The 24,030-nt window shown below is 71.6% G+C and carries 23 protein-coding genes; 10 read left to right on the forward strand and 13 right to left on the reverse strand.

Annotation, left to right across the window (positions count from 1 at the left end; genetic code table 11):
• Window positions 1–50: 50 nt before the first annotated feature.
• On the reverse strand, window positions 51–2,345 hold the full coding sequence (locus ACZ6A9_RS01695) for a transglycosylase domain-containing protein (RefSeq protein WP_468976362.1): 2,295 nt from the start codon (window positions 2,343–2,345) through the stop codon (window positions 51–53).
• Window positions 2,346–2,615: 270 nt separating this feature from the next.
• Between ACZ6A9_RS01695 and ACZ6A9_RS01700 the strand changes: the two genes are divergently transcribed.
• From ACZ6A9_RS01700 to ACZ6A9_RS01720, 5 genes are all read left to right on the forward strand, one after another.
• Window positions 2,616–3,551, forward strand: a complete 936-nt coding sequence (locus ACZ6A9_RS01700) for an SPFH domain-containing protein (RefSeq protein WP_468976364.1) — start codon at window positions 2,616–2,618, stop codon at window positions 3,549–3,551.
• Window positions 3,548–3,802, forward strand: a complete 255-nt coding sequence (locus ACZ6A9_RS01705) for a hypothetical protein (RefSeq protein WP_228967885.1) — start codon at window positions 3,548–3,550, stop codon at window positions 3,800–3,802. Before ACZ6A9_RS01700 ends, ACZ6A9_RS01705 begins: the two co-directional genes overlap by 4 nt.
• A gap of 127 nt (window positions 3,803–3,929) precedes the next feature.
• Complete coding sequence (locus tag ACZ6A9_RS01710; RefSeq protein ID WP_468976367.1) at window positions 3,930–4,454, forward strand: PadR family transcriptional regulator; 525 nt, start codon at window positions 3,930–3,932, stop codon at window positions 4,452–4,454.
• Window positions 4,451–5,146, forward strand: a complete 696-nt coding sequence (locus tag ACZ6A9_RS01715) for an ABC transporter ATP-binding protein (protein WP_468976369.1) — start codon at window positions 4,451–4,453, stop codon at window positions 5,144–5,146. The genes ACZ6A9_RS01710 and ACZ6A9_RS01715 overlap by 4 nt, the downstream gene beginning before the upstream one ends.
• Window positions 5,143–7,476, forward strand: a complete 2,334-nt coding sequence (locus tag ACZ6A9_RS01720; protein ID WP_468976372.1) for an ABC transporter permease — start codon at window positions 5,143–5,145, stop codon at window positions 7,474–7,476. The genes ACZ6A9_RS01715 and ACZ6A9_RS01720 overlap by 4 nt, the downstream gene beginning before the upstream one ends.
• Window positions 7,477–7,497: 21 nt before the next feature.
• On the opposite strand, the gene ACZ6A9_RS01725 is transcribed toward ACZ6A9_RS01720, so the two are convergent.
• A complete protein-coding gene (locus tag ACZ6A9_RS01725) occupies window positions 7,498–8,442 on the reverse strand; it encodes a LysR substrate-binding domain-containing protein (protein ID WP_468976374.1) in 945 nt (314 codons plus the stop codon).
• 133 nt (window positions 8,443–8,575) lie between these two features.
• Here ACZ6A9_RS01725 and ACZ6A9_RS01730 point away from each other — a divergent pair, with 133 nt between their 5' ends.
• Complete coding sequence (locus ACZ6A9_RS01730; protein WP_468976377.1) at window positions 8,576–9,130, forward strand: peroxiredoxin; 555 nt, start codon at window positions 8,576–8,578, stop codon at window positions 9,128–9,130.
• 6 nt (window positions 9,131–9,136) lie between these two features.
• Window positions 9,137–9,673 carry an alkyl hydroperoxide reductase gene (locus tag ACZ6A9_RS01735; RefSeq protein ID WP_189558183.1) on the forward strand — a complete coding sequence of 179 codons (537 nt, stop codon included), beginning with the start codon at window positions 9,137–9,139 and terminating at the stop codon, window positions 9,671–9,673.
• Between the two features lie 113 nt (window positions 9,674–9,786).
• Here the strand turns inward: ACZ6A9_RS01735 and ACZ6A9_RS01740 are convergent, their stop codons facing one another.
• From ACZ6A9_RS01740 to ACZ6A9_RS01780, 9 genes are all read right to left on the reverse strand, one after another.
• Complete coding sequence (locus ACZ6A9_RS01740) at window positions 9,787–11,157, reverse strand: AI-2E family transporter (RefSeq protein ID WP_468976381.1); 1,371 nt, start codon at window positions 11,155–11,157, stop codon at window positions 9,787–9,789.
• Window positions 11,158–11,302: 145 nt separating this feature from the next.
• Window positions 11,303–12,001, reverse strand: coding sequence for an aggregation-promoting factor C-terminal-like domain-containing protein (locus ACZ6A9_RS01745; protein WP_468976384.1), 699 nt, complete (start codon window positions 11,999–12,001; stop codon window positions 11,303–11,305).
• Window positions 12,002–12,441: 440 nt separating this feature from the next.
• A complete protein-coding gene (locus ACZ6A9_RS01750; protein ID WP_468976388.1) occupies window positions 12,442–13,767 on the reverse strand; it encodes a PhoH family protein in 1,326 nt (441 codons plus the stop codon).
• Window positions 13,768–14,082: 315 nt separating this feature from the next.
• Window positions 14,083–14,856 (reverse strand): isoprenyl transferase, encoded by a 774-nt coding sequence (locus ACZ6A9_RS01755; RefSeq protein WP_468976391.1) that lies wholly within the window; start codon window positions 14,854–14,856, stop codon window positions 14,083–14,085.
• A 175-nt stretch (window positions 14,857–15,031) separates the two neighbouring features.
• Window positions 15,032–15,649 carry a hypothetical protein gene (locus ACZ6A9_RS01760; protein WP_468976394.1) on the reverse strand — a complete coding sequence of 206 codons (618 nt, stop codon included), beginning with the start codon at window positions 15,647–15,649 and terminating at the stop codon, window positions 15,032–15,034.
• Between the two features lie 533 nt (window positions 15,650–16,182).
• Window positions 16,183–16,971 (reverse strand): methyltransferase domain-containing protein, encoded by a 789-nt coding sequence (locus ACZ6A9_RS01765; protein WP_468976396.1) that lies wholly within the window; start codon window positions 16,969–16,971, stop codon window positions 16,183–16,185.
• A 207-nt stretch (window positions 16,972–17,178) separates the two neighbouring features.
• Complete coding sequence (locus ACZ6A9_RS01770) at window positions 17,179–17,679, reverse strand: hypothetical protein (protein WP_468976399.1); 501 nt, start codon at window positions 17,677–17,679, stop codon at window positions 17,179–17,181.
• Window positions 17,676–18,395 (reverse strand): Imm52 family immunity protein, encoded by a 720-nt coding sequence (locus tag ACZ6A9_RS01775; protein ID WP_468976401.1) that lies wholly within the window; start codon window positions 18,393–18,395, stop codon window positions 17,676–17,678. Before ACZ6A9_RS01775 ends, ACZ6A9_RS01770 begins: the two co-directional genes overlap by 4 nt.
• A gap of 95 nt (window positions 18,396–18,490) precedes the next feature.
• A complete protein-coding gene (locus tag ACZ6A9_RS01780) occupies window positions 18,491–20,722 on the reverse strand; it encodes a Tox-REase-5 domain-containing protein (protein WP_468976404.1) in 2,232 nt (743 codons plus the stop codon).
• Between the two features lie 406 nt (window positions 20,723–21,128).
• Between ACZ6A9_RS01780 and ACZ6A9_RS01785 the strand changes: the two genes are divergently transcribed.
• The 3 genes from ACZ6A9_RS01785 to ACZ6A9_RS01795 are packed head-to-tail and all read left to right on the forward strand — an operon-like array spanning window position 21,129 to window position 22,803.
• A complete protein-coding gene (locus ACZ6A9_RS01785; protein ID WP_468976407.1) occupies window positions 21,129–21,509 on the forward strand; it encodes a DUF192 domain-containing protein in 381 nt (126 codons plus the stop codon).
• Complete coding sequence (locus ACZ6A9_RS01790) at window positions 21,506–22,393, forward strand: alpha/beta hydrolase fold domain-containing protein (protein ID WP_468976410.1); 888 nt, start codon at window positions 21,506–21,508, stop codon at window positions 22,391–22,393. Before ACZ6A9_RS01785 ends, ACZ6A9_RS01790 begins: the two co-directional genes overlap by 4 nt.
• Window positions 22,390–22,803 (forward strand): cytidine deaminase family protein, encoded by a 414-nt coding sequence (locus ACZ6A9_RS01795; protein WP_468976413.1) that lies wholly within the window; start codon window positions 22,390–22,392, stop codon window positions 22,801–22,803. The genes ACZ6A9_RS01790 and ACZ6A9_RS01795 overlap by 4 nt, the downstream gene beginning before the upstream one ends.
• Here the strand turns inward: ACZ6A9_RS01795 and ACZ6A9_RS01800 are convergent, their stop codons facing one another.
• Window positions 22,804–23,418, reverse strand: a complete 615-nt coding sequence (locus tag ACZ6A9_RS01800; protein WP_468976416.1) for an OmpA family protein — start codon at window positions 23,416–23,418, stop codon at window positions 22,804–22,806.
• Window positions 23,419–23,426: 8 nt separating this feature from the next.
• Window positions 23,427–24,008, reverse strand: coding sequence for a hypothetical protein (locus tag ACZ6A9_RS01805; RefSeq protein WP_468976419.1), 582 nt, complete (start codon window positions 24,006–24,008; stop codon window positions 23,427–23,429).
• Between the last annotated feature and the right edge of the window lie 22 nt (window positions 24,009–24,030).

The raw sequence follows: 24,030 nt of genomic DNA on the forward strand, positions 1-24,030 counted from the left end.
CCTCGTGTTCCTCGTCCACCGGGTTCACCGGGTTCACCGGGTCCACCGGTCTACTGATCCCCGCCGAACTGCGGGTCGTCCGGGTCGCCCGGGATGCCGAAGGTCGGCGACCCCGAGGGGGGCGTCTTCGTCGGCGGAGTGGAGGTCGGCGGCTCGGACGTCGGCGGCTCGGACGTCGGCGGCGCGGACGAGGTCTCGGCCGGGGCCTCGGTGGTGGGCTCCTGGGTCGTCGGCTCCTGGCTCGGAGTGGCCGGGGCCGACGTGGTGGCCGACGGCGTGCGGGTCGGCCGGACGGCGGCGCCCTGGTCGGTGTCCAGGTCGAACCTGCTGACCTCGTCCATGACGCCGAAGGTGTACGCGGCCCAGATCTCGGCGGGGAAGCCACCGCCGTTGACGCGGTAGTCGACGCCGCCCGCCTTGTACATCGGCACCTGCGGGTGCGGCTCCTTGTCGTCCTCGCCGAACAGGCCGACCGAGGTGACCAGGTCGGGGGTGAAGCCGGTGAACCAGGCCGACTTGTTGTTGTCGGACGTACCCGTCTTGCCGGCGACCTGCTGGCCGCCCCGCAGCGGGTTCTCCCGCACGGACCGCCTGGCCGTACCGTCGTCGACCACACCGGTGAGTACGGAGGTCACCGTGTCGGCGGCGACACGGCTGATGGCCTGGTCGCCGACCGGGTCGGCGAACTCGACGCTGCGGCTGTTGTGCTCGACCGACTTCACCACGGCGGGGGTGACCTTCTTGCCGTGGTTGGCGAGGGTGGCGTAGACGCCCGCCATCTCCAGCGGGCTTGCGCCCATGCTGCCGAGGGTCTGCGCGGGGACGGCCTCCATGCCCTCGGTGTCCATGCCGAGGTCGCCCGCGACCTTCACGACGTCGGTCATGCCGACGTCGATGCCCATCTGCGCGAAGACCGAGTTGACGGACTTGTTCATCGCCTCCTGGACGGTGACGTCGCCGTAGTCGACGTCGTCCTCGTTGGGGGGCGCGAAGCCGACCTTGCGGTCGCCGTCCCTCACGGGCCGCTTGCTGGTGCCGTCGTAGATCGTGTCGGCCCTGATCGGCACGCCGCCCTGGGTCTCGGCGCCCTGGTCCACGGCCGCGGCGAGGATGACCGGCTTGAAGGTGGAGGCCGGCTGGTAGTCGTCGCGGGTGGCGTTGTTGGTGAAGTGCTTGACGTAGTCCACGCCGCCGTACATCGCCACGACCGCGCCCGTCTTGGGGTCCACGGAGACGGCGCCGGCCTGGACGTCGGCGTCGACGTCGCGCTTCTCCGGGTCGAGCCTGCTGGTCAGCTTGGCCTTGACCGCCTTCTCCAGCGCGGTCTGCTTCTTCTTGTCGATGTTGACCGTGATGGTGTAGCCGCCGAGGTCGAGCAGGGCGTCGGCCTGCTTCATGTCCTCGGCGATGCCCTGCTCGACGAACTGCCGCTTGACCGCGTTGTTGGCCGCCTCGACCACGTAGCCGGTCTGGCCCTCCATCCCGGGGGCCGCCTTCGGCTCCTTGGGGACGGGGAACTCCATGCCCCGGCGGTCGCCCGCGCCCAGCCACTTCTGCTCGACCATGTTGTCCAGGACGTAGTTCCAGCGTTGCTGGACGAGTTTCTTGCCGGTCTCGCCCGCGACCGCCCAGTCGTACTGGCTCGGCGCCTGGAGCAGCGCGGCGAGGTAGGCGCCCTGCTCGACCGTCAGGTCCTCGGCGTCGACGCGGTAGTAGGCCTGTGCGGCGGCCTGGATGCCGTAGGCGCCGCGGCCGTAGTAGCTGGTGTTGATGTAGCCGGCGAGGATGTAGTCCTTGGACTTCTCCCGGTCCAGCTTCAGGGAGATGACCACTTCCTTCATCTTGCGCGTGACGGTCTGTTCCTGCGACAGGTAGTAGTTCTTGACGTACTGCTGGGTGATCGTCGAACCGCCCTGGGCGCCCTTGCCGGAGAGCGTGTTGAACACACCGCGCGCGGTGCCCTTGATGTCGACGCCGGAGTCCTTGTAGAAGGTCTTGTTCTCGGCGGCGACGAAGGCCCGCTGCACGTCCTTGGGGACCCGGGCGAGGTCGACGATCTCCCGGTTGAAGCCGCTGCGGGCCATGACCGAGCCGTCGCTGTACTTGTAGACGTTGCCCTGGGACTCCGCCTCGGCGTTGCCCTCGGGGATGTCGATCATCATGTACAGCACGATGAAGGCGCCCATGCCGAGCAGGCAGAGGCCGAAGAAGGTGCCGACGATCTTCTTCCAGGTGAAGAGCCGGCGTATGCCGGTGCGGCCGGTCGCGCCGGACGAGCTGCGGCCCCTGGGGGCCGCACGGCGCCCGCCGCGCTGTCGTGCGCGTCTTTCTTCCGCTCGTCCCATACGCCCGTTCCGCTCCGCTTCGTTCATGTGTGCTCGACCGCCACACAGGTTCGCCGCTCAGGTCAGCTCAGAAAACTAACACCGGGAGCTATGACAAAGGGCTGCTGATCCGGTCGTTACGGACGTGACAATCAGCACCCGCCTCAAAGGAACCGACGTCCGAGAGGCGCCCGAGGTTGCCGCGATGAGGTAAAGTGATATCACTTAGATAAATCGGCGCTAGCCGCGGGACGTCCGCACGCGGGCGCCCGGAGAAACGGGGGATCACCCATGTCCACTCACGACCCGCAGGTCACGGCCGATGTGCCGGAGATGCCGGCCCCGCGCGTGCGGGAGGTCCCGGCGCACAGCATCGGCGGCGGACTCGCACTGGTCCTCGGACTGGTCGGGCTGCTCATCGGCACGGCGCTGATCGTCACCGCCACGGCGGTCGCCGCGACCGGCGCCAAGGCCGTCCTGATCACCGGCGGCGTCCTGATAGCGATCGCCGCGTTCCTCGCGATGTGCGGACTGAACATGGTGGCGCCGGGCGAGGCCCGGGTGGTGCAGCTCTTCGGCCGCTACCGGGGCACGATCCGCGAGGACGGCCTGCGCTGGGTGAACCCCTTCACCACGCGCACCAAGATCTCCACGCGGGTGCGCAACCACGAGACCGCCGTACTGAAGGTGAACGACGCCTACGGCAACCCCATCGAACTGGCCGCGGTCGTGGTGTGGCGGGTCGAGGACACCGCGCAGGCCACCTTCGAGGTCGACGACTACGTCGAGTTCGTCTCCACGCAGACCGAGGCGGCCGTGCGGCACATCGCCATCGAGTACCCCTACGACGCCCACGAGGAGGACGGCCTGTCGCTGCGCGGCAACGCCGAGGAGATCACCGAGAAGCTCGCCGTCGAACTGCGCGCCCGGGTGGACGCGGCCGGCGTGCAGATCATCGAGTCCCGCTTCACCCACCTCGCCTACGCGCCGGAGATCGCCTCGGCGATGCTCCAGCGGCAGCAGGCCGGTGCGGTCGTGGCGGCCCGGCAGCAGATCGTGGAGGGCGCCGTGGGCATGGTCGAGTCGGCCCTGGCCCGGATCCAGGAGCAGGGCATCGTGGAGCTCGATCCGGAGCGGAAGGCGGCGATGGTGTCCAACCTGATGGTGGTGCTGTGCGGCGACCGCTCGGCGCAGCCGGTCCTCAACGCCGGGACGCTCTACCAGTGACGGCCCCGTCCGGGGGCCCGGCCCCCCAGGGCCGGCCGCAGCGCAAGCAGGTGCTGCTGCGGCTGGACCCGTCGGTGTACGAGGCGCTGGCGCGCTGGGCGAACGACGAGCTGCGCTCGGCCAACGCGCAGATCGAGTTCCTGCTGCGGCGGGCCCTCGCCGAGGCGGGTCGGCTGCCCGGCGAGGCCGGGCCCCTGCCCCGCCGCGGGCGTCCCCCCGGGGGATCCGCCTCCGGACCCCCGTCGGCCTGAACGGCCGCACCGGCCCCGGTGGCAGAACCGTGACAATCGGCCCCCACCTGGGGGATCGCACACCCCGCAGCGCTCTGCACACTCGGTGTATACACCGTGCGTATACACACTGTGTAGAGTGCTCGGCATGTCCATCGGTCACACCCTCCTGGGACTCCTGGAGTCCGGCCCGCGTCACGGTTACGACCTGAAGCGGGCCTTCGACGAGAAGTTCGGTCACGACCGGCCGCTGCACTACGGCCAGGTCTACTCGACGATGTCCCGCCTGCTGAAGAACGGGCTCGTCGAAGTCGACGGCATCGAGGCCGGCGGCGGCCCCGAGCGCAAGCGGTACGCGATCACCGAAGCCGGCATCACCGATGTCGAGCGCTGGCTCGCCACTCCGGAGAAGCCGGAGCCGTACCTCCAGTCGACCCTCTACACCAAGGTCGTCCTGGCGCTGCTCACCAGCCGCGACGCCGCCGACGTCCTCGACACGCAGCGCTCGGAGCATCTGCGCAGCATGCGCATCCTCACCGACCGCAAGCGCAGGGGCGACCTCGCCGACCAGCTCATCTGCGACCACGCCCTCTTCCACCTCGAGGCCGACCTGCGCTGGCTGGAGCTGACCGCGGCGCGTCTCGACAAGCTCAGTGAGGCGGTGGCCCGATGACCACGACCCCTCCCCCCGGTTCCCTGCTCGTCGCCCGGGACCTGCGCAAGGTCTACGGCCCGACGACCGCGCTCGACGGCGCCGGCTTCTCCATCCACCCCGGCGAGGTCGTCGCCGTGATGGGCCCCTCCGGTTCGGGCAAGTCGACGCTGCTGCACTGCCTCGCCGGGATCGTCACCCCCGACTCCGGCTCGATCACCTACGACGGGCGTGAGCTGACCGCCATGAGCGACTCCGAGCGCAGCGCGCTCCGGCGCTCGGAGTTCGGCTTCGTCTTCCAGTTCGGGCAACTCGTGCCGGAGCTCACCTGCGTGGAGAACGTCGCCCTGCCGATGCGGCTGAACGGCACGCCCCGCAAGGAGGCCGAGCGGGCCGCGCTGACCTGGATGGAGCGCCTGGAGGTCGACGACGTCCGCACGAAGCGGCCCGGCGAGGTGTCCGGCGGTCAGGGGCAGCGGGTCGCCGTGGCGCGGGCCCTGGTCACCGGCCCGCGGCTGCTGTTCGCCGACGAGCCGACCGGAGCGCTGGACTCCCTCAACGGCGAGCGGGTGATGGAGCTGCTCACCGACGCCGCCCGGTCAGCGAACGCCGCCGTCGTCCTCGTCACGCACGAGGCGCGGGTGGCCGCGTACTCCGACCGCGAGATCGTCGTGCGCGACGGCAAGTCCCGGGACATGGAGCGCGTCGTATGAGTGCCGCTCAGTGGGCGCGGGACCTCGGCATGGGGCTGCGCTTCGCCTTCGCCGGGGGACGCGAGGGCTGGACCCGGGCCCTGCTCACCGCGGTCGGTGTCGGACTGGGCGTGGCGCTGCTGCTGCTCACCACCGCCCTGCCCGCCGCGCTGGCGGAGCGGGACCGGCGGGAGGACGCCCGCCTCAACTACACCTACGGCGAGCAGATCCAGCGGGCCGACGACACCCTGATGACCGCGGACACCGACACGGAGTTCGACGGCCGGGACATCCGCGGCCGGCTGCTGGAGCCGGAGGGCGACAAGGCCCCGCTGCCGCCCGGCCTGCGGGAGTTCCCCGCCCCGGGCGACATGCTGGTCTCGCCCGCGCTGAAGGAACTCCTCGACTCCGGCGACGGCGCGCTGCTGCGGGAACGGCTGCCGTACGACATCGTGGGGACGATCGGCGAGCAGGGACTGATCGGCTCGCAGGAACTCGCCTACTACGCGGGCGCCCAGGGCCTCGCGGACCGGGCCGGCGACGGGCTGGTGGGCCGCATCGACTCCTTCGGGGACCCCAACCCCACCGAGGAGGAGATGGACCCGGTCCTCATGCTGTTGATCCTGGTCGTCTTCGTGGTGCTGCTGATGCCGGTCGCCGTGTTCGTCGCCGCGGCCGTGCGCTTCGGCGGCGAGCGGCGCGACCGCAGGCTGGCCGCGCTGCGGCTGGTGGGCTCCGACGGCGGCATGACCCGGCGGATCGCCGCGGGCGAGGCGCTCGGCGGGGCTCTGCTGGGGCTGGTGTTCGGCACCGGGTTCTTCCTGGCGGGGCGTGAGTTCGCGGCATCCGTCGAGGTGTTCCGGATCAGCGTCTTCCCGAGCTACCTGAACCCCTCGCCGCTGCTGGCGCTGCTGGTCGCGGTGGCCGTCCCGGCGGCCGCGGTGCTGGTGACCCTGCTGGCGCTGCGCGGGGTGGTCATCGAGCCGCTGGGCGTGGTGCGCACCGCGCGGCCGGCCCGCCGCCGGCTGTGGTGGCGGCTGCTGTTCCCGCTGGCCGGCGTCATCATGCTCGTCCCCATGCTCGGCCAGGGCAAGGAGAACGGGGAGTTCAACGGATACCTGGTCACCGGCGGTGTCATCTGCCTGCTCGTCGGCGTCACCGCGCTGCTGCCGTGGTTCGTGGAGACGGTCGTCGCCCGGCTCGGCTCGGGCAGCGTGTCCTGGCAGCTGGCCGTGCGCCGGCTCCAGCTGAGCAGCGGCACGGCGGCCCGCATGGTCAACGGCATCGCCGTGGCCGTCGCCGGCGCGATCGCCCTGCAGATGCTGTTCGCCGGGGTGGAGGCCGACTACACCAAGGAGACCGGCTACGACGTGTCGCTGGCGCAGATGCAGGTCCGGGTGCCGGAGGGCACCGAGATCGCCGCGGCCACGACGAAGCTGGAGGAGACCGAGGGCGTCCGCAAGGTCTACCCGCTGTCCGAGGGGTACTTCGCCGACCGCCCGTACACCGAGGAACCGCAGCGCAGTGCCCAGCTGACCGTAGGCGACTGCGCGACCCTGCGCGAGGTGGCGAAGCTGCCCTCGTGCGCGGACGGCGACGTGTTCGCGGTGCGGGGCGGCGAGCACGACACCGACACGCCGTCGCTGAGCAGGCCGGGCCAGAAGCTGTACGCGGAGGTGACGTCCTCCGGCGAGGAGATGAAGGAGGTCGCGTGGACCGTCCCCGGGGCGCTGAAGCAGGCCGACTCCGTCGAGGACCCGACCGGGACGAAGCGCGGCGGTTTCCTGCTGACCCGGGGGGCGATGCCCGACGACCTGGCCGAAGCGGTCAGCGGCCAGCTGTACCTGGCGATCGACGACTCGGTGCCGCACGCCCGTGAGCACGTGCGCAACACGGCGGCCGCGATCGACCCGCTGTCCGATCCGATGACGTGGTCCGCGACCGAGCGGACCGAGCGCTTCGACTCCATCCGCACGGGCCTGTTCGTCGGCGCCGCCGCCGTCCTGGCGCTGATCGGGGCGAGCCTGCTGGTCTCCCAGCTGGAGCAGTTGCGCGAACGCCGCAAGCTGCTGGCCGCGCTGGTCGCCTTCGGCACCCGGCGGCGCACGCTGAGCCTGTCGGTGCTGTGGCAGACGGCCGTCCCGATCGGTCTGGGACTGCTGCTGGCCGCGGTCGTGGGCATCACCCTGGGCGCGGTGCTGCTGCGGATGACCGCCACACCGGTCGGTGTGGACTGGCCGAGCGTCCTGCAGATGACCGGCATCGGCGCGGGTGTCGTCCTCGTGGTGACCCTGCTGAGCCTGCCCCCGCTGCTGCGCATGATGCGCCCGGACGGGCTGCGCACGGAGTAGGACCGGTGCGGGCCGCGGCGGTCAGCCCTCCACGGTCCGCACCGGCAGGTCCCGCAAGGCCTCCCGCAGCGCCGCCGCGAGCTGCTCGTACTCCGCCGCCCTCGCCGCGCCCGTGCGCATGGCGAGGGCGATGCGCCGGGCGGGGGCCGGGTCGGTGAAGCAGCCGGTGAGCAGACGGCTGGAGCGGGCGGTCTCGACCTCGACGGCGGTGCGTGGCAGCAGCGTCACCCCGAGGCCGCCCGCCACCAGCTGGACCAGCGTGGACAGTCCGGCGGCCGTGGTGGTCGCCGCGACCCCCGCGCGGCCGGCCTCGCGGCAGATCTCCAGGGCCTGGTCACGCAGGCAGTGCCCCTCGTCCAGCAGGAGCAGGTTCAGCTCGCGCAGCACCTCGCGGGGTATGCCCCGCCGTCCGCCGAGCCAGTGCCCGGGCGGGGTGACCAGCACGAAGTCCTCGTCGAACAGGGGAAGTTCCGTCACTCCCGGTGCGCCGAGGGGCACGGCGAGCAGCAGCAGGTCCAGCCGGCCGCGGGCCAGCCCGTCCAGCAGACTGGCGGTCTGCTCCTCGTGCACCTGGAGGTCGAGCCGCGGGTAGCGGTCGTGCACCAGCCGCAGCACGGTGGGCAGCACGTACGGCGCCACCGTGGGGATCACCCCGAGGCGCAGCACCCCGGTGAAGGGCGCCCGCAGCGCGTCGGCCTCCTCCAGCAACACGCCGACCTCCGCCAGTACGGCCTTGGCGCGGGGGGCGAGCCGCTCACCGGCCGGAGAGAGCAGCACCCTGCGCGTCGTACGCTCGACGAGGGTGACGCCGAGGGTCTCCTCCAGCGCGGCCACGGCGCCCGACAGCGCGGGCTGGCTCGTCCCGGTGGCCGCCGCGGCGTCCCGGAAGTGCAGATGCTCCGCCACCGCGGCGAACGCCCGGAGTTGGGCCAGGCTCGGCTGCCTGCGCCTGTTACCCACAGTCACTGATAGCCTCCTCCGATCGACACGACCGAGTGTAGCTATTTCACGAATCAATCCAGCCTGTGCCAACATCAACAAGGTCCAACCCATGGGAAATGCCCGCGATCCGGGCGTTTCCTCGCTGCAAGGAGGGCCTGTGCTCACTGTCGGTGACAAGTTCCCCGAGTTCGAACTGACCGCCTGCGTCTCGCTGGAGAAGGGCAAGGAGTTCGAGACGATCAACCACAAGACCCATGAGGGCAAGTGGAAGGTCGTGTTCGCGTGGCCCAAGGACTTCACCTTCGTGTGCCCGACCGAGATCGCCGCGTTCGGCAAGCTGAACGAGGAGTTCGCCGACCGGGACGCCCAGGTCCTCGGCTTCTCCGGTGACTCGGAGTTCGTCCACCACGCCTGGCGCAAGGACCACGACGACCTGCGCGACCTGCCGTTCCCCATGATGGCGGACTCCAAGCACGAGCTGATGCGCGACCTCGGCATCGAGGGCGAGGACGGCTTCGCCAAGCGCGCGGTGTTCATCGTGGACCAGAACAACGAGATCCAGTTCTCCATGGTGACCGCCGGCTCCGTGGGCCGGAACCCGAAGGAGGTCCTGCGGGTGCTGGACGCCCTGCAGACCGACGAGCTCTGCCCGTGCAACTGGTCCAAGGGCGAGGAGACCCTGGACCCGGTCGCGCTGCTGGCCGGGGAGTGACCTGACATGTCCCTCGACTCCCTGAAGTCCCGCATACCGGACTACGCCAAGGACCTGAAGCTCAACCTCGGTTCGGTCATCGGCAACTCGGACCTTCCGGCCCAGCAGCTGTGGGGCACGGTGCTGTCGACGGCGATCGCCTCGCGCTCGCCGATCGTGCTGCGCGAACTGGAGCCGGAGGCGAAGGCGAACCTGTCGCCGGAGGCGTACACGGCCGCGAAGGCCGCTGCCGCGGTGATGGCGATGAACAACGTCTTCTACCGCACGCGTCATCTGCTGTCGGACCACGAGTACGGCAACCTGCGTGCCGGTCTGCGGATGAACGTCATCGGCAACCCGGGTGTCGACAAGGTCGACTTCGAGTTCTGGTCCTTCGCGGTGTCCGCGATCAACGGCTGCGGCATGTGCCTCGACTCCCACGAGCAGGTGCTGCGCAAGGCCGGGCTGGAGCGCGAGGCGGTCCAGGAGGCGTTCAAGATCGCGGCGGTGATCCAGGCGGTGGCGGCGACGCTGGACGCGGAAGCGGCCCTGACGGCGCAGTAACCCCCACCCTCCCCGGGCCCGTCCACACCCCAGTGGGCGGGCCCTTCCCCGTCCCCGGACATCCGCGCCCCACTCTCCGCTTGCGCCGACGGCCGCCCAGCCCCGCTGCGGCACTAGGACTCGGGCGGGTCGTCCGGGTGGGGTGCCGGGGGCGGTGACGGTGCGGCAGGCGGCGGGGCGTCCGGCGCGGACATCGCCGTGGCGCCACGCGGCCGGGGCGAGCGCAGCACCGCCGCCTCGTGGGAGAACGCCCGGAGGTAGCCGACGACGGTGTTGGTGACCGCGACCAGCGGCACCGCGACCACCGCGCCCCCGATGCCCGCGATCATGCCACCGGAGGCGACCGCCAGCACCACCGCCAGCGGATGGACCCGCACCGCGCGGCCCAGGATGAACGGCTGGAGGATGTGCCCCTCGATCTGCTGCACCGCCAGCACCACCGCCAGCGTCATCACGCCCGTGAACACGCCCTGGGTGACCAGCGCGACGACCACCGCCAGCGCCCCGGACACCACCGCGCCGACGAGCGGGATGAAGGAGAACAGGAAGATGAAGACGGCGAGGGGCACCGCCATCGGCACATCGAGGAAGTAGATGCCGAGGCCGATGAAGATCGCGTCGATCAGAGCCACTATCACCGTGCCGCGCACGTACGCCGTCAGCGTCCGCCACGCCACCGGCCCGGCACCGGCGACACCCGGACGGGCCGCGGCCGGAACCAGCTTGAGCGACCACTCCCAGATCCGCTTGCCGTCGTAGAGCAGGAACAGCGTCGAGAAGACGGCCAGCAGTATGCCGGTGAGCGCCTCGACGACGACGGTCACGCCCTCCAGGCCGGCCGACGTGATCTGCTCGGTGTTGGCGCCGACCGCCTCCCGCAGGTTCTTGGCGATCTCGTTGATCTGCTTGTCGGTGACGTGGAAGGGGCTGTTGAGCAGCCAGTTGCGCAGTTCGTCGATGCCGTCCTGGATCTGGTCGGAGAGGTGGTCGATGTTCTCCATGACCTGCCAGGTCACGAACCAGCCGATGAGGCCGATGACGACGAACCCGAACAGCGCGGTCAGCGCGGTGGCCGGCCCGCGCGGCACGCCGACCCGGGTCAGCCGTGCCACGGTCGGCTGGAGCAGCGCGGTGATCAGCAGCGAGGCCACGAACGCCAGGACGACGAGCTGTACGGCGCTGATGACCCGCATGAGCACCCAGACGGTGCCGGCCAGCACCAGCAGCCGCCAGCCGGCCTCGGCGGCGACCCGTACCCCCCAGGGAACGGCCTGCGCCGGGTCGGGCCGCACGGCGACGGCCGCGGGGGCGGCGTACTCGGCGGGCGGTGGCGACCGGTCGGGGTCCGGGCCGTCTTCCCGCGGGGTGGGTTCGTCGTCGGGCCGGAGGTCCCGCGCCACCTCGGCACGGCGCTCCTCCAGCCGCTTGCTGACCTCGGTCAGCCGTGCTCCGGCCCGGCCGAGCCATCCTGGCACTCGCGACATGATCCGTCCTCTTCCCCCGTTTCACCCCACCACTCCCCTGGGGGAGTCGTCGGTCAGACCGTACAGGGCGACAGCCCCGCACCGTAGGACGGTGCGGGGCTGTCGCGGGGTCGAGCGGGACGGTGGCGGCCGGCTCGCGGTACTCCTAGTACCAGTGGTTGGCCTGCCAGAAGTTCCAGGCGCCGCAGGGGCTGCCGTAGCGGTCGTTCATGTAGCCGAGTCCCCACTTGATCTGGGTGGCGGGGTTCGTGGCCCAGTCGGCTCCGGCCGAGGCCATCTTGGAACCCGGGAGGGCCTGCACCAGACCGTAGGCGTCGGAGGTGGGGTTGTCGGCCCGGTAGTTCCAGCTCGACTCGCGCTGCACGATGTTGCTGAAGCACTGGAACTGGTCCGCGGGCACGATCTGCCGCGCCATCGACTGCACCTGGGCGACCGTGTAGGACGCCTGGACCGGGAAGCTGGACGCGTCGCGGGTCGCGGAGCGGCTGGCGGCGGCCTTGGCCTCCGCACGCTCCTTGGCCTCCTGCTCCGCCTTCTCGGCCGCTTCCTTCTTCTTCGCGACCGCGGTCTCGGCGGCGGCCTTGCGGGCGGCCTCCTCGGCGTCCTTCTTGGCGCTCGCGTCCGCGGCGATGGCCATCGTTTCGGCCTGCTGCGTCAGGGACGCGGTCTGCACCTGGGCCTGCTGGCCCGCGGGGATGTCCGCGAGCAGCGTGGTGCCGCTTGCCGTCGCCTCCGCGTCGTTGTTCTGCGCGGTACTGCCCGAGGCAACGCCGACGACGCTTCCGACAGCGGTGACCGCCGTGGCCGAAGCCACTGCGAATCCCCGGACCGAGATCCGGCTCACACGGTTTCCTTCCAGCATCGACCGCTTCGGTGACCCTCGCGGACGCAATCGTGCCCCTGGCGCTGGCCTCCCCAACTGCGGGTCACGGGAGGCACGGGCCCGGTGGGCAACTCCTCGCGAGGAGCGCCACGTGGTGCACGGGCGGCATACGACGACGCTATGGAGTTGGAACTGTGGTGCTGCACCTCCCCCACTGCCCAAAGGCGTGGGTGGTACCCCCATGGGGTGCAGGTGTGTCGTATGCGGGGCCTGACAGGAATGAGACTCTGCCGTAACCGGACGGCGCGAGGCAATTCTCCGTTGCGTGTGAAAGCTCACATCCCGTTTGGCCCCGGGGATTCTCGGAAAGCCACGCACACGCCGACGCCGCCCGGCTAGGCTCTTCGCCTTTCCGGGCGGCGCCAACTACCGCGTAACCGACACCTGTTGGAATTCCGGGGTCAGATCGGACCGTCCTCTAGCATTTCGGTCACAAGGGCGGCGATCTGGGACCTCTCGGACCGGGTCAGCGTGACGTGCGCGAACAGCGGATGCCCCTTCAGCTTCTCGACGACGGCGACCACACCGTCGTACCGCCCGACCCGCAGGTTGTCCCGCTGGGCGACATCGTGGGTCAGAACGACCCGCGAATTGGCACCGATCCGGGACAGAACGGTCAGCAGGACGTTCCGTTCCAGTGACTGCGCCTCGTCCACGATGACGAAGGCGTCGTGCAGCGAGCGGCCCCGGATGTGGGTGAGCGGCAGGACTTCGAGCATGCCGCGCGCGGTGACCTCCTCGATGACCTCGCGGCTGGTGACGGCCGACAGCGTGTCGAAGACCGCCTGCGCCCAGGGGCTCATCTTCTCCGCCTCGGTACCGGGCAGGTAGCCGAGTTCCTGTCCGCCGACCGCGTACAGCGGACGGAAGACCATCACCTTCTGGTGCTGCCGGCGCTCCAGGACCGCTTCGAGGCCCGCGCACAGCGCCAGCGCCGACTTGCCGGTGCCGGCCCGGCCGCCCATGGACACGATGCCGACGTCGGGGTCGAGGAGCAGGTCGAGCGCGATGCGCTGCTCGGCGCTGCGGCCCTTGATGCCGAACACGTCCCGGTCGCCGCGCACCAGCCGGACGTCGCCGTCGGCGGTGACGCGTCCCAGTGCCTTGCCGCGCTCGGACTGGATGGTCAGGCCGGTGTGCACGGGAAGGCCGGACGCCTCGGGCACGTACACGTGCCCTTCCTCGAAGAGGATGTCCACCTGCTCGCCGGGCAGGGTCAGTTCGGACATTCCGGTCCAGCCGGAGGAGTCCGTGATGGCGAGTTCCGCACGGTACTCCTCGGCGAGGAGTCCGACGGAGGACGCCTTGATCCTGAGCGGGAGGTCCTTCGACACCACGGTGACGTCGAATCCCTCGGCCTGCAGGTTGCGGGCGACCGCGAGGATGCGGGAGTCGTTGTCCCCCAGGCGGTAGCCGCTGGGCAGCACGCCGGGGTCCGAGTGGTTGAGCTCGACCCGCACGGTCCCGCCGAGGTCCCCGGTCGGAATGGGGGCGTCGAGACGGCCGTACCGGACCCGGTAGTCGTCCAGCAGGCGGAGTGCCTGCCGGGCGAAATAGCCGAGTTCGGGATGGTTCCGCTTGGCCTCGAGTTCCGTCACCACGACGATGGGGAGCACGACCTCGTGCTCGTCGAAGCGGTTCAGGGCGCCTGGGTCGGCCAGCAGGACGCTGGTGTCGAGAACATAGGTGCGCCGGTCGGGCTTGTGGCGCTTTGCGCTGGTCACCACGGAAGGACGTACCCCCTCGGATGAGGTCGGGGAGCGACGGAGCGGAGTTGGACCGGTCTACGGCCCTCCTGCACAGGGGGCCGGTAACCGGCCCTCCGCTGCTTCGTCCGTGCCGTGACCGCACGGTCGGGCTGCTGCAAAAGGGCCTCCCGGGCGGACGGCTCCCGTGCCGCCCGCTGAGATCCGACACCCGTGGTTCGGGCGTCGGCCTGCTTGGCTTATTCCCTCATCCGGGACCAGCCATGCCACGGCATATGACGGCGTGCCGGTGAACAGTGTGTGACCAGCGGGGCGGGGCGGCGCCGCGGGGCCCGCTCAGCCGCCGTAGCGCCGGTGGCGGGCGGCGTAGTCGCGCAGCGCCCGCAGGAAGTCGACCTTGCGGAAGGCCGGCCAGAAGACCTCGCAGAAGTAGTACTCCGAATGCGCGGTCTGCCAGAGCATGAAACCGGACAGCCGCTGCTCGCCGCTGGTGCGGATGACGAGGTCGGGGTCCGGCTGGGCGCGGGTGTAGAGGTGACGCCCGATCATGTCGACGTCGACGGCCTCGGCGAGCTCCTCCAGGGAGGTGCCCTTCTCCTGGGCCTCGACGAGCATGGACCGGACGGCGTCGGCGATCTCCTGGCGACCGCCGTACCCGATGGCGACGTTGACCACTATGCCGCTGACGTGCGCGGTGGCCGCCTCGGCCTCCTTGAGGGTGGTCTGCATCCCGGCGGGCAGCAGATCGGGCGTGCCGACGTGGTGGACCCGCCAGCGGCCGTCGGCGGCGAGGCTGCGCACCACGTCCTCGATGATGCCGAGCAGCGGGACGAGTTCCTCCTCGGGCCGGTCGAAGTTGTCCGTCGACAGCAGCCAGAGGGTGACGACCTCGACGTCCGTCTCGCTGCACCAGCCGAGGAACTCCTCGATCTTGTCGGCGCCGGCCCGGTGGCCGTGGACGGTGCTGGAACCCGCGGCCTTCGCCCACCGGCGGTTGCCGTCCATGATGACGCCGATGTGCCCCGGCACCTGAGCGGTGTCCAGGTGGCCTTCCACCCGGCGTGCGTACAGCCTGACCAGCAGGCCGCGCAGCTTGTCGCGCAGGTTCACGTGATCGTCAGCCCCTCCGTACGGATCGGACAGGCGTGGCACCCCGCCGCGTCGCGCGGCAAGCGGCCCGGTCTCGGCCGCGGGCGGTCCCTGCCCGTATGGCGGTCCCCGAAGGCGAAGCGTACCCCCGCCGGGGCGGGGGTCCCCAAAGTCCGGGGTGGTGCGTTTGTCGGCTCTACGACGCGTACGGCGGTGGTGTGCCGGTCATGTGCCGGCGCCGGAACCACTGCCGGGCGGTTCCCTGGCTGAGCAGCACGATGATCGCGACGGCGGTGCCGAGCGGCACGATCCCCAGCGGGACGCCCTGGGCGGCCGCACTGAGCGCGAACAGGATCTGCACCGAGGCCAGCACGATGGAGGCGACGCGCACGCCGTTGCCCGCCTTGCGGTACTGGAACGCCAGGATGAACAGCACCAGCGCCATCAGGTACGTGCTGAAGAACCGTCCCGCCTCCTCGGGCCCCACGGTGGCGGCCGTCACGACAGTGAGCAGCACGCCGATCCCGAACGTCGCGAAGATCACGATCTGCGCGGCGCGTACGGAGCCGGGCATGGTCACGGGCTGGAACGGGTCGTGGGGGTACGGCGGAGGGCCACCCGCCCAGCCCTGCGGCTGGGCACCGGGGTGCGGGTAGGCGCCGGGCTGGGGGTGGGCACCGGGCTGACCGTAGGGCTGGGGCTGCTGCCCGTACGCCTGGGGCTGCTGCCCGTAGGGCCCGTACCCGGCGGGGGGACCGTACGCGCCGGGCTGCCCGGGGGGCTGCTGCTGCGGTGTCGGCTGCTCGTTCGACATGCCTGGACTCTAGCCAGACGCCCTCGGGGGAGGTCACGCCCGGGGCGGCATGAAAAAACGGGCCGGTCCGTGGGGGGGAGACGGACCGGCCCGAGGGGGGGTTTCCACCATAACCCTTCGTGAGTGATGTCGCGCGCATTGACGGGCCACAACTACTCTCCGGAGCCATCCGGCGACGCCCCAGGGGTCCGGAAGGGGGCCCTCCGCGGGTCCCGGTCGGCCGAAACCCGGCCACATCCTGGGGAAATCCGAGAATTGAGGGGACTGTGTGCAGGTTGTGGCGGCGACACGCCACCCCCGAACCGCTCTTCCGGCCATCCCCCTGACGGGTGACCCCTGAGGGCAGCGTCCGCTTGACCCCCGCGGAGGATTCCAAGCTTGGGAGCGCGGGTGATCGGGCACCGCGCAGCCCCCTCCACCGCGCGGTACCGCACCGCGCAGCTTTGCTTACGCGAATCACCTGGGTCCGAAGGTACGCGAGGGGACGGCCAGGAGGCCAGCCAGGACCGATAACGATGCGGAAACCGGTCCCGTCATGCCCGCGGCTTGCGCAACTCGAAGAGGTGACGGCTGCTGTGGGCCACGAACGGGCCCTCCGTCACGATCCGTTCATGCAGGGCACGCAGCCGGGGCAGATACGCGTCGACGGTGAAGCCGGGAACCATCCAGATCACCTTGCGCAGGAAGTGCACCACGGCGGCGATGTCGTGGAACTCCATCCGCAGCCGCTCGGCCCGCACGTCGACGGTCTCCAGCCCCGCGGCCTCCGCCGCGTGCCGCTCGCGGTCCGGGTGCCGGGCCTCCGACTGTTCCCGGGGCTGCGGGCCCAGGAAGAACTCGACCACTTCACCGCCGCTGCCGGGCCCGACGTGCTGGGCGAAGTACGTGCCGCCGGGGCGCAGCACCCGCGCGATCTCACCCCAGGGGGTGGTGACGGGATGCCTGCTGACGACCAGGTCGAAGGCCTCGTCGGCGAAGGGCAGCGGCGCGTCCTCGGGGGAGGCGACGACGGCGACACCGCGGGGCCGGAGCAGCGCCGTCGCCCTGGCGGCGTTGGGCGGCCAGCCCTCGGTGGCGACGGTGGGCGCGGGGCGCCGGGCGGCGCGGGCGAGGGCGAAGTCCAGGACCTCGCCCCCGCCGGTCTGGATGTCGAGCGCGGAAGCGGCCTCCCCCAGCCGTCCCGCCAGGGCGAGCGCGTACCCCCAGGAGGGCCGGGCCTCGGTGGCCCGCCCCTCGAACCAGGAGAAGTCCCATCCCTCGGTGGGGACGGCGGCGCCTTCGGCGACGAGCTCCGAGAACGTGGGCGTCTGCTGGTCGGACATGAGCCGACGATGCCCGAGGACGCCCCGTCCTGTCGCCCCTTTATTTCCGTCCGTACCGTCGGCCGGCCACCGGACCGCCGCGGCGACGGCCTCCGCGTCCCCGGCCAACCCGAGGTCCGCCGCGGAGCCGCTCGGGGGCGAGCCGGGGACGGAAGAGCGCGCCGACTGTCGTCATGGGCCCTTCCTCTCCGCACGGCCCGCCTGCCGTCACCCGGATTCGACCGGGCGGTCGGTGACCAGGGCCGTGAGGATCAGGGGGGCGTCGCCGTCGGAGTGGTTGAGGGAGACGGCGGCCCAGCGCGGGGCGGGGCCGGGCAGTGGCCCCCAGAGGGCCAGGTCGCCGGTGCAGTCCTTGGCGAGGAGGGTGCGCAAGGGCTCCCCGGACGGACCTGCGGACTCCGGTCCGAGCAGGGGCAGCGTCCGGTGCGGCCCCCAGCGGGAGTCCAGTTCCGTGACCAGGGCGGTCAGGTTCGCCTCCGCCGCCGTCTCCGCGTCGGTCCAGTCACGGTCGTACACCCCGGTGAGGGCTTCGCTCTCCCAGAGGGGGAACAGCAGGAACCCCTCGCCCCCGGTCGACAGCCATTCCCCGGTGACCGGCTCCCCCTCGTCGGCCGTGGGGCCGGGGCCGGGGAGGGGGGCGGCGAGGGCCGACTCGACGGCGGACACCGCTCGCCGGGTGTCGTAGGGCTCGCCGGCGCGGGCTGTCACAGGGCGGGCCGGTTCATCGGGCGGGGCAAGGGCTCCAGCGCGCCGCTCTTGCGGAGCGTCTCGTACGCCCCGACGACGGCCGAGGTGTCCCCGGGGGAGGCGATGGTCAGGAGGAGGCCCCCGGTGGGGAGTTCGGAGCGCTCGGCGCGCAGGTCGGCGGGGACGCGGGCGGCGCGGCCCGCGGACAGGTAGCCGGTCCAGCCGATGGACGGCGTGCCGACCTTGAAGCCGGCCTCGCTCTTCAGGGCGGCGGTGACGGTCCGGTCGCCGACGTCCCCGAAGTCCGGATCCCACGCCTGGGCCACGGCGGTGAGCAGCGCGGCGTCGGGCAGGACCGCCCCGTCGGGGGCGGTGATCGTCGCGACGAGCGACTGGAGGAGACTGTCCGGTGTTCCGCCCGCGAGACCGGCGATCTCGACCTTCCAGCCGGGGGCGGGGTCGCCGGCGAGCAGCCGCAGCGAGGTCCCGTTCGCCGCCGCCCAGGGGTCCGCCTCCCGGGCCGTGCGCAGCGCGCTCAGCAGCGCGGCCTCGTCCGTCCGGAGCGTCCCGGCGGGCCCGGATGCCGGCGCCGTGCGCCACTGCCCCGCCGTCCGTCCCCCCGGCACCGCTTCCGGGAGCAGCGCGGCGAACCGCTCCAGCGTCGTGCTCCACCGTGCGGCGAGCTCCTCCGCCGACTCCTGCCGGGGGCCCCAGAAGCCCCGCACCACGCGTCGCATGTCCCGTTCCTCTTCTCTCGCCGCTCACCCACGTCCGCTGCCGCGACCACCTTAGGACGCAACTCGGGCCGCCACCCGGTGCGTCCGGCGTCCCGTCAGCCGAACGCCTCCGGCTTCCTCCCGCCGGCGATGTCGGCCTGCTGGGTGTGGACGACTTCGATGTCCAGGCCGGCGTCCTCGAAGGCCTCCCGGGCGGCGTCGGCGACCTCCTTGTTGGAGAAGTGCCACTCGATGTCCTTGCCGTTCGCCGCGCTCACCTGCCGGCGCGCCTCGGTCAGCAGCCGTTCGCTGCCGGAGGGGGTGAGTTCCGTGCGGTCGGAGGTGAGGAAGCTGTCGTAGCCGTTCTTGGCCTCCAGGAAGGTCTGCCGGGAGGAGTCCCAGCCGTCGAACTCGACGTCCGGCACGTCGGGGTCCGGGTGCGGGACGACGTACTCGTACCCGCGCTGGGTGCCGGTGACCTGCTCCTGGTAGCGCAGCCACGACTCGTTGGGCCAGGTCGGAGCGGGGTTGCGGTCACGGCTCGCCCAGAAGCCGTCGCCGCCGTCCGCGTCGCCGTAGGTGCGGCTGCTCAGGTCGTCGGCCCAGTCCGGCGGGTTGTAGTTGCGGGGATCCCTGGTGTCGCCGTGCTCGGGGTCGGGGTACTGCTTCTTCCTGGCCTGCGCGTCCTGGGCACGGGCCGGTTCCTCGGCACGCTTGCGTTCCAGGTAGGCCTGGCGTTCCGCGGCGCGGGCCTCCTCGGCCTGCTGCCTGGCCTCCTCGTCGCAGGTGCCCTCCGCCAGGAGGACGTACGGGCGGTCCGCGAGGGGGCCGGCGGCGAGCACGGTGGTGCCGGAGCCGGGTCCGCCGTTCAGGCCGGGGTGCGGGCTGTCGCCGTACGGGATCCGGGGGGCGGGCGCGGCGATGGTGCAGCCGGTGCGGCGGGCCGTGTCCTCCGCCTCGTCGGCCGCGTCGTCGGCGCGGCGGGCGGCGTCCTCCAGCGCGTCGAGGTCGCCCGCCTCGGCCGCTCGCCGGGCGTCCTGGGCGGCCTCGGTGGCGTCGTCGACGACCTTGCTGAGCCGGCCGAGCGAGCCGATCTTCTCGGCGATCTTCGCTTCGCCGTAGCCGGGGATGAAGAGGGAGCCGACGTTCCAGATGACGGTGGTGACGGCGCGGGTCTCGTTGCCGTTGTCCCACTGCTCGACGACGTCGTCGCCGATGAAGGAGTCGAAGAGGACGGTGCCGCCGGTGCCGAGGGAGGCTCCGCCCCAGTCCCAGATCGCGCCGAGGTAGTCGCCGTCGTCCCACTTCCGGCGGGCGTCCGCGGTGTTGTCCATCCACTCGTCGCCCAGGGAACTGCCATAGTCCATCAGGCCGTTCCAGGTGTCGACGGGGTTGGTCACCACGTCCCAGATGCCGGTGAGGTCACCCCAGACGCCGTCGACGAACAGGCCCGTGCCGACCTGCCCCAGCTGGTCCCCGGCGCACCCGAAGAAGGCGCCGAAACCGGAGAAGCAGCCCTCGTCGCCCTCACCCTCGCCCGCGTCCTCGTCGCCGGCGGTCGGGTCCTCGTACGGCGGTTCGTCGATCTCGTCCGCGGCGGCCACCGGGTCGACGACGGAGGGGTCACCGGGCGGGGCGGCGGGGGTGCCGCCGGTCGGGTCGCCGCCGGTGTCCCCCGTGCCGCCGGCCGTACCGTCCTGGCCGCCCTCGCCGCCGTCTCCGCCCTCGCCGCCGTCCTCGGCGGTGACCTGGCCGTCGTCGCCGCCGCCGGCGCCGGGCGCGGGACAGGCCGCTCCGGTGACCCGGCACACCTGTGCCTGGACCTCGGTGAGGATCTGCCCGCCCAGTCCCGTGACGACGAGGGCGGCGATGATCGCCGCGACGACCGCGATCAGACCGGCGTACTCCACGGACGTCTGGCCGTCGTCCCGGCGCCATCGGATCATCCGGGGCAGGGAGAAGGGCCGGTGCTCGCGCCGCTCGAGTTCGGCGAGGCGGTACCAGTCGCGGCTGTCCCGGCGGGTGAGGAGGAACAGGACGAGGAGGGGGATGAGGAGCTGGATGAGCCCGCGGGCCGACCCGTCGGCGATGTTGGACACCGAGCCCAGGACCAGCCACGCCTGTACGGCGATCAGCCCGGCCCGGATCGCGGCCCCGCCCCGCCAGGTGCGCCGGGCCAGCCACCAGCCGAGCATCCCGGGAGCGGCCGCGTAGCCCACCTGGGCCAGCAAGACGCCGTCCACCGCGTCGACCGACGCGGCGGTGAGCAGCAGGCCCGCACCACCGAGCACGGTGAACGCGAACAGCGCGTGCACGAGCAGCAGAGCACGGGACAGGGGCCGGGGCATGTCCCGCCTCCCACCCCCGTGCGCCGGCGGGGCCGCCGCCCCTCCCCCGATCCAGGCCATGCCCGCCCCCTCCACAACTCCCGCTTTTCGAACCGTGTTTGATTCACGGCTCGGCCCGAGGGTAAGGAGGGGCGGATGTCAGGGCATGGGCCCGTGGGCCCAAAGCAGCACCCAAGCTCGTCCGGGCGCCGCCCGGTCCGCCGACGCCCGCCGCGTCGTCGGTGACACGCACCAGGGTCCGTGCGTCGCGAGCCCGGCCGGGACGGCACAGACCCTCGCCGCCCTGGCGGCACACCTGCGAAAGCACTGACGCCCAAGGGCCTGCCGAAGGTACGTTCACCGGGTCGTCTTCGTGTTGGCTGTGGTGCGTGGTGGCGCGGGTGCGCCGTGAGGAGGTCGGTCGCCGATGGGTCGCTGGCGGGACGGGCACGGGGAGTTGACGGTGCGCGGGGAGCCCGACGACGGGCCGCCGGTCGCGCGTGTCCCGCTGGAGATCGCCACCTCCTACCGGGCCCGCACGACCGGACTGCTGGGGCGGGACTCCCTCGACGGAGCGCTGCTCCTCTCCCCCGCCAACAGTGTCCACACCTTCCGCATGCGGATGCCCATCGACGTCGCCTACCTCGACCGGCGGCTCCGGGTCCTCGCCGTACGCACCATGCCGCCGGGACGGCTCGGACGGCCCCGGCTCCGCGCACGGCATGTGCTCGAGGCGGAGGCGGGGGCCATGGAAGGGTGGGGACTGCGGGTGGGGGCGCGGCTGTCGATCGAACGGGAGGATCCGTGAGTCTGGCCATGCACGGGGTCGCCCTGTACGCGCGGCTCAGGATGAGGCCACGCTCGTCGAGCGTCGCCCGGGCCAGGCGGCGGCTGCGCCAGGCGAAGGCGCCCGCCCGCCCGCCGGCCGCTCTGCTCAGACGTCACGACGTCTCCACCCGGGAGGTGGCGGGGTTCGTGTGCCGGACCGTCGCACCGCGCGGACGGAAGACCTCCCGCGCCGCCGTCCACCTGCACGGCGGGGCCTACGTCAGCGAGATCGCCACACAGCACTGGGCTCTCATCGGCGCGCTCGCCGACGCCGGCGTCCGCGTCGACGTCCCTCTCTACGGCCTCGCTCCCCAGCACACGTACCGGGAGGCGTATCCCTTCGTCACCGAGGTGTACCGGCAGTTGCTGACCGAGACGTCCGCGACCGGGATCACCCTCGTCGGGGACTCCGCCGGAGGCGGCCTGGCCCTGGGCTTCGCCCAGACGCTGCACGCCCTGGGGCTGCCCCAGCCGGCCCGGCTGGTGCTGATAGCCCCGTGGCTGGACCTGACCCTCGGCAACCCGGAGATACCGGCCGTCGCCCGCCACGACCCCTGGCTGTCCCCGGTCGGCCTGGTCGAGCTGGGCCGGGCCTGGGCGGGCGGCGACGACCCGGCCGACCCGCGCCTGAGCCCGGTCAACGGCCCGCTCACCGGCCTCGCGCCCACGCACGTGTACATCGGAACCCGTGACCTGGCCCTTCCCGACGTGCGCCTGCTGGAGCGCCGCGCGACCGCGGAAGGCGCCCGGGTGACGACGACCGTCTGCGAGGGAGCGGTACACGTGTACCCGCTCACGCCCACACCCGAGGGCCGCGCCGCAGCCTCCGGGATCATCGAAGAGATAGCCGGAGGCAGCACATGACCCCGCGTGAACAGCCCGTCGACGAAGAGCTCGTACGGGCCGCGGCCCACGTCGCACGGACCCGCTGTCGGGGCGACAACCACACCATGGCGGCCGCGGCGCGGGCCAAGGACGGGCGTGTCATCACCGCGGTGAACGCCTACCACTTCACGGGCGGCCCCTGCGCCGAACTCGTCCTCATCGGCGCGGCGGCCGCCCAGGGCGTGTACGAGTGGGAGACCGTGGTGGCCGTCGGCGACCGCGACCGCGGGGTGGTGCCACCCTGCGGCCGGTGTCGCCAGGTACTCCTCGACTACTTCCCGGAGGTGCGGGTCATCGTCGGTGACGGTGACGACCTCCGGGCCGTGCCCGTCACCGACCTGCTGCCCGCGACCTACGTCTGGGCCGATCACCAGCTCGACGCCGGGTGATCAGCCCTCCGAGCGCGGGAAGGAGATCTCCACCCGCCGGTTCTTCTTGCGGCCGGCCTCCGTGGAGTTGTCGGCGATCGGGTACTGCTCGCCGTAACCACGCACCTCGTACGTGACGTCGGAGTCGCTCAGCTCCTTCACGAGGACGCCGTGCACGGCATCGGCCCGCTTACGGGACAGGACGTCGCCGTGGGCGGACGACCCCAGGTTGTCCGTGAAGCCGAACACGCGGATCCTCGTCGCGTTCTGCGTCTTGATCTCGTCCGCGATGGCGGCGATGCGGGACTTCGCCTCCCCGCCGAGCTTGGCGCTGTCCTTGCCGAACAGCACCTCGGCCTGCAGGGCGAACTTGACGTCGGAGTTGGTGTCCTCGCGGCGTTCGTCGCCGCTCTGGTCCTCGACGACCTGCTTGATGTCCAGGACCTTCGGCTCGGCGAGAGTGGCGCCGTCCGGGAGCTTGAGGTCGGGGTCGTTGGGGTCGAGCTCGACGGGAGCCGAGGGGGTGGCCTCGGTACCGGGAGGGACGCTGGGGCCGTCGTCGGCATGGGCCACGCCCGGGCTCACGGCCAGGAGAGTGGCGACGGTCGCGATGAGGAGCAGGCGGTTATGAGTCATCCTCTGCCTCACCCAGAGATCTGGATGGTGCCGCTGGCGAAGGTCGGCAGCTGGAAGGTGACTTCGGAGGCCTCCGTGGGCGGGGCGGGGAACTGCATGAAAACGGACAGGCTCTCTCCTGCCTTGACTGTCGAGAACCCCGTAGTGGTCAACGGGCGGCCGTCCGTGTCTCGCAGTACGTAGTACCGCTTCTTTCCCTTCGAATCGACTAGCGTGGCCCCTCCCAGCGACCGTCCGTTCCGAATGATCTCCGTTTCATTTCCGCTCAGGGCAGCCGGGACTACGGTGCTCTTAGCTCCGTCGTTCTTCAACGTGGCATTGACCGTGACGAACCCCCCGGCATCGCGTTGTGCAGACGTAATCTGGAGAAGAAGTCCGTTCGAACCCCTCAGTTCAGCGAGAAGTTCGTCTGCTTGTCCCTCCTGCGCACTGGGGTCGGAACCACGGTCCTTGGTCGCGGACGCCGAGGTTTCCGGCCTCTTGTCGTCATCTCCCCCACCACCGCAGCCAGCCACTCCGAGGGCCAGTCCGGCCGCCATAGTCAGCGCGACCACCCCCCTGCGGGCCTTCGTCGTGAACCGCATACTCATGCCTTCCGCTTCCTTCGTCACT

The organism is Streptomyces sp. NPDC041124 (assembly GCF_055592385.1).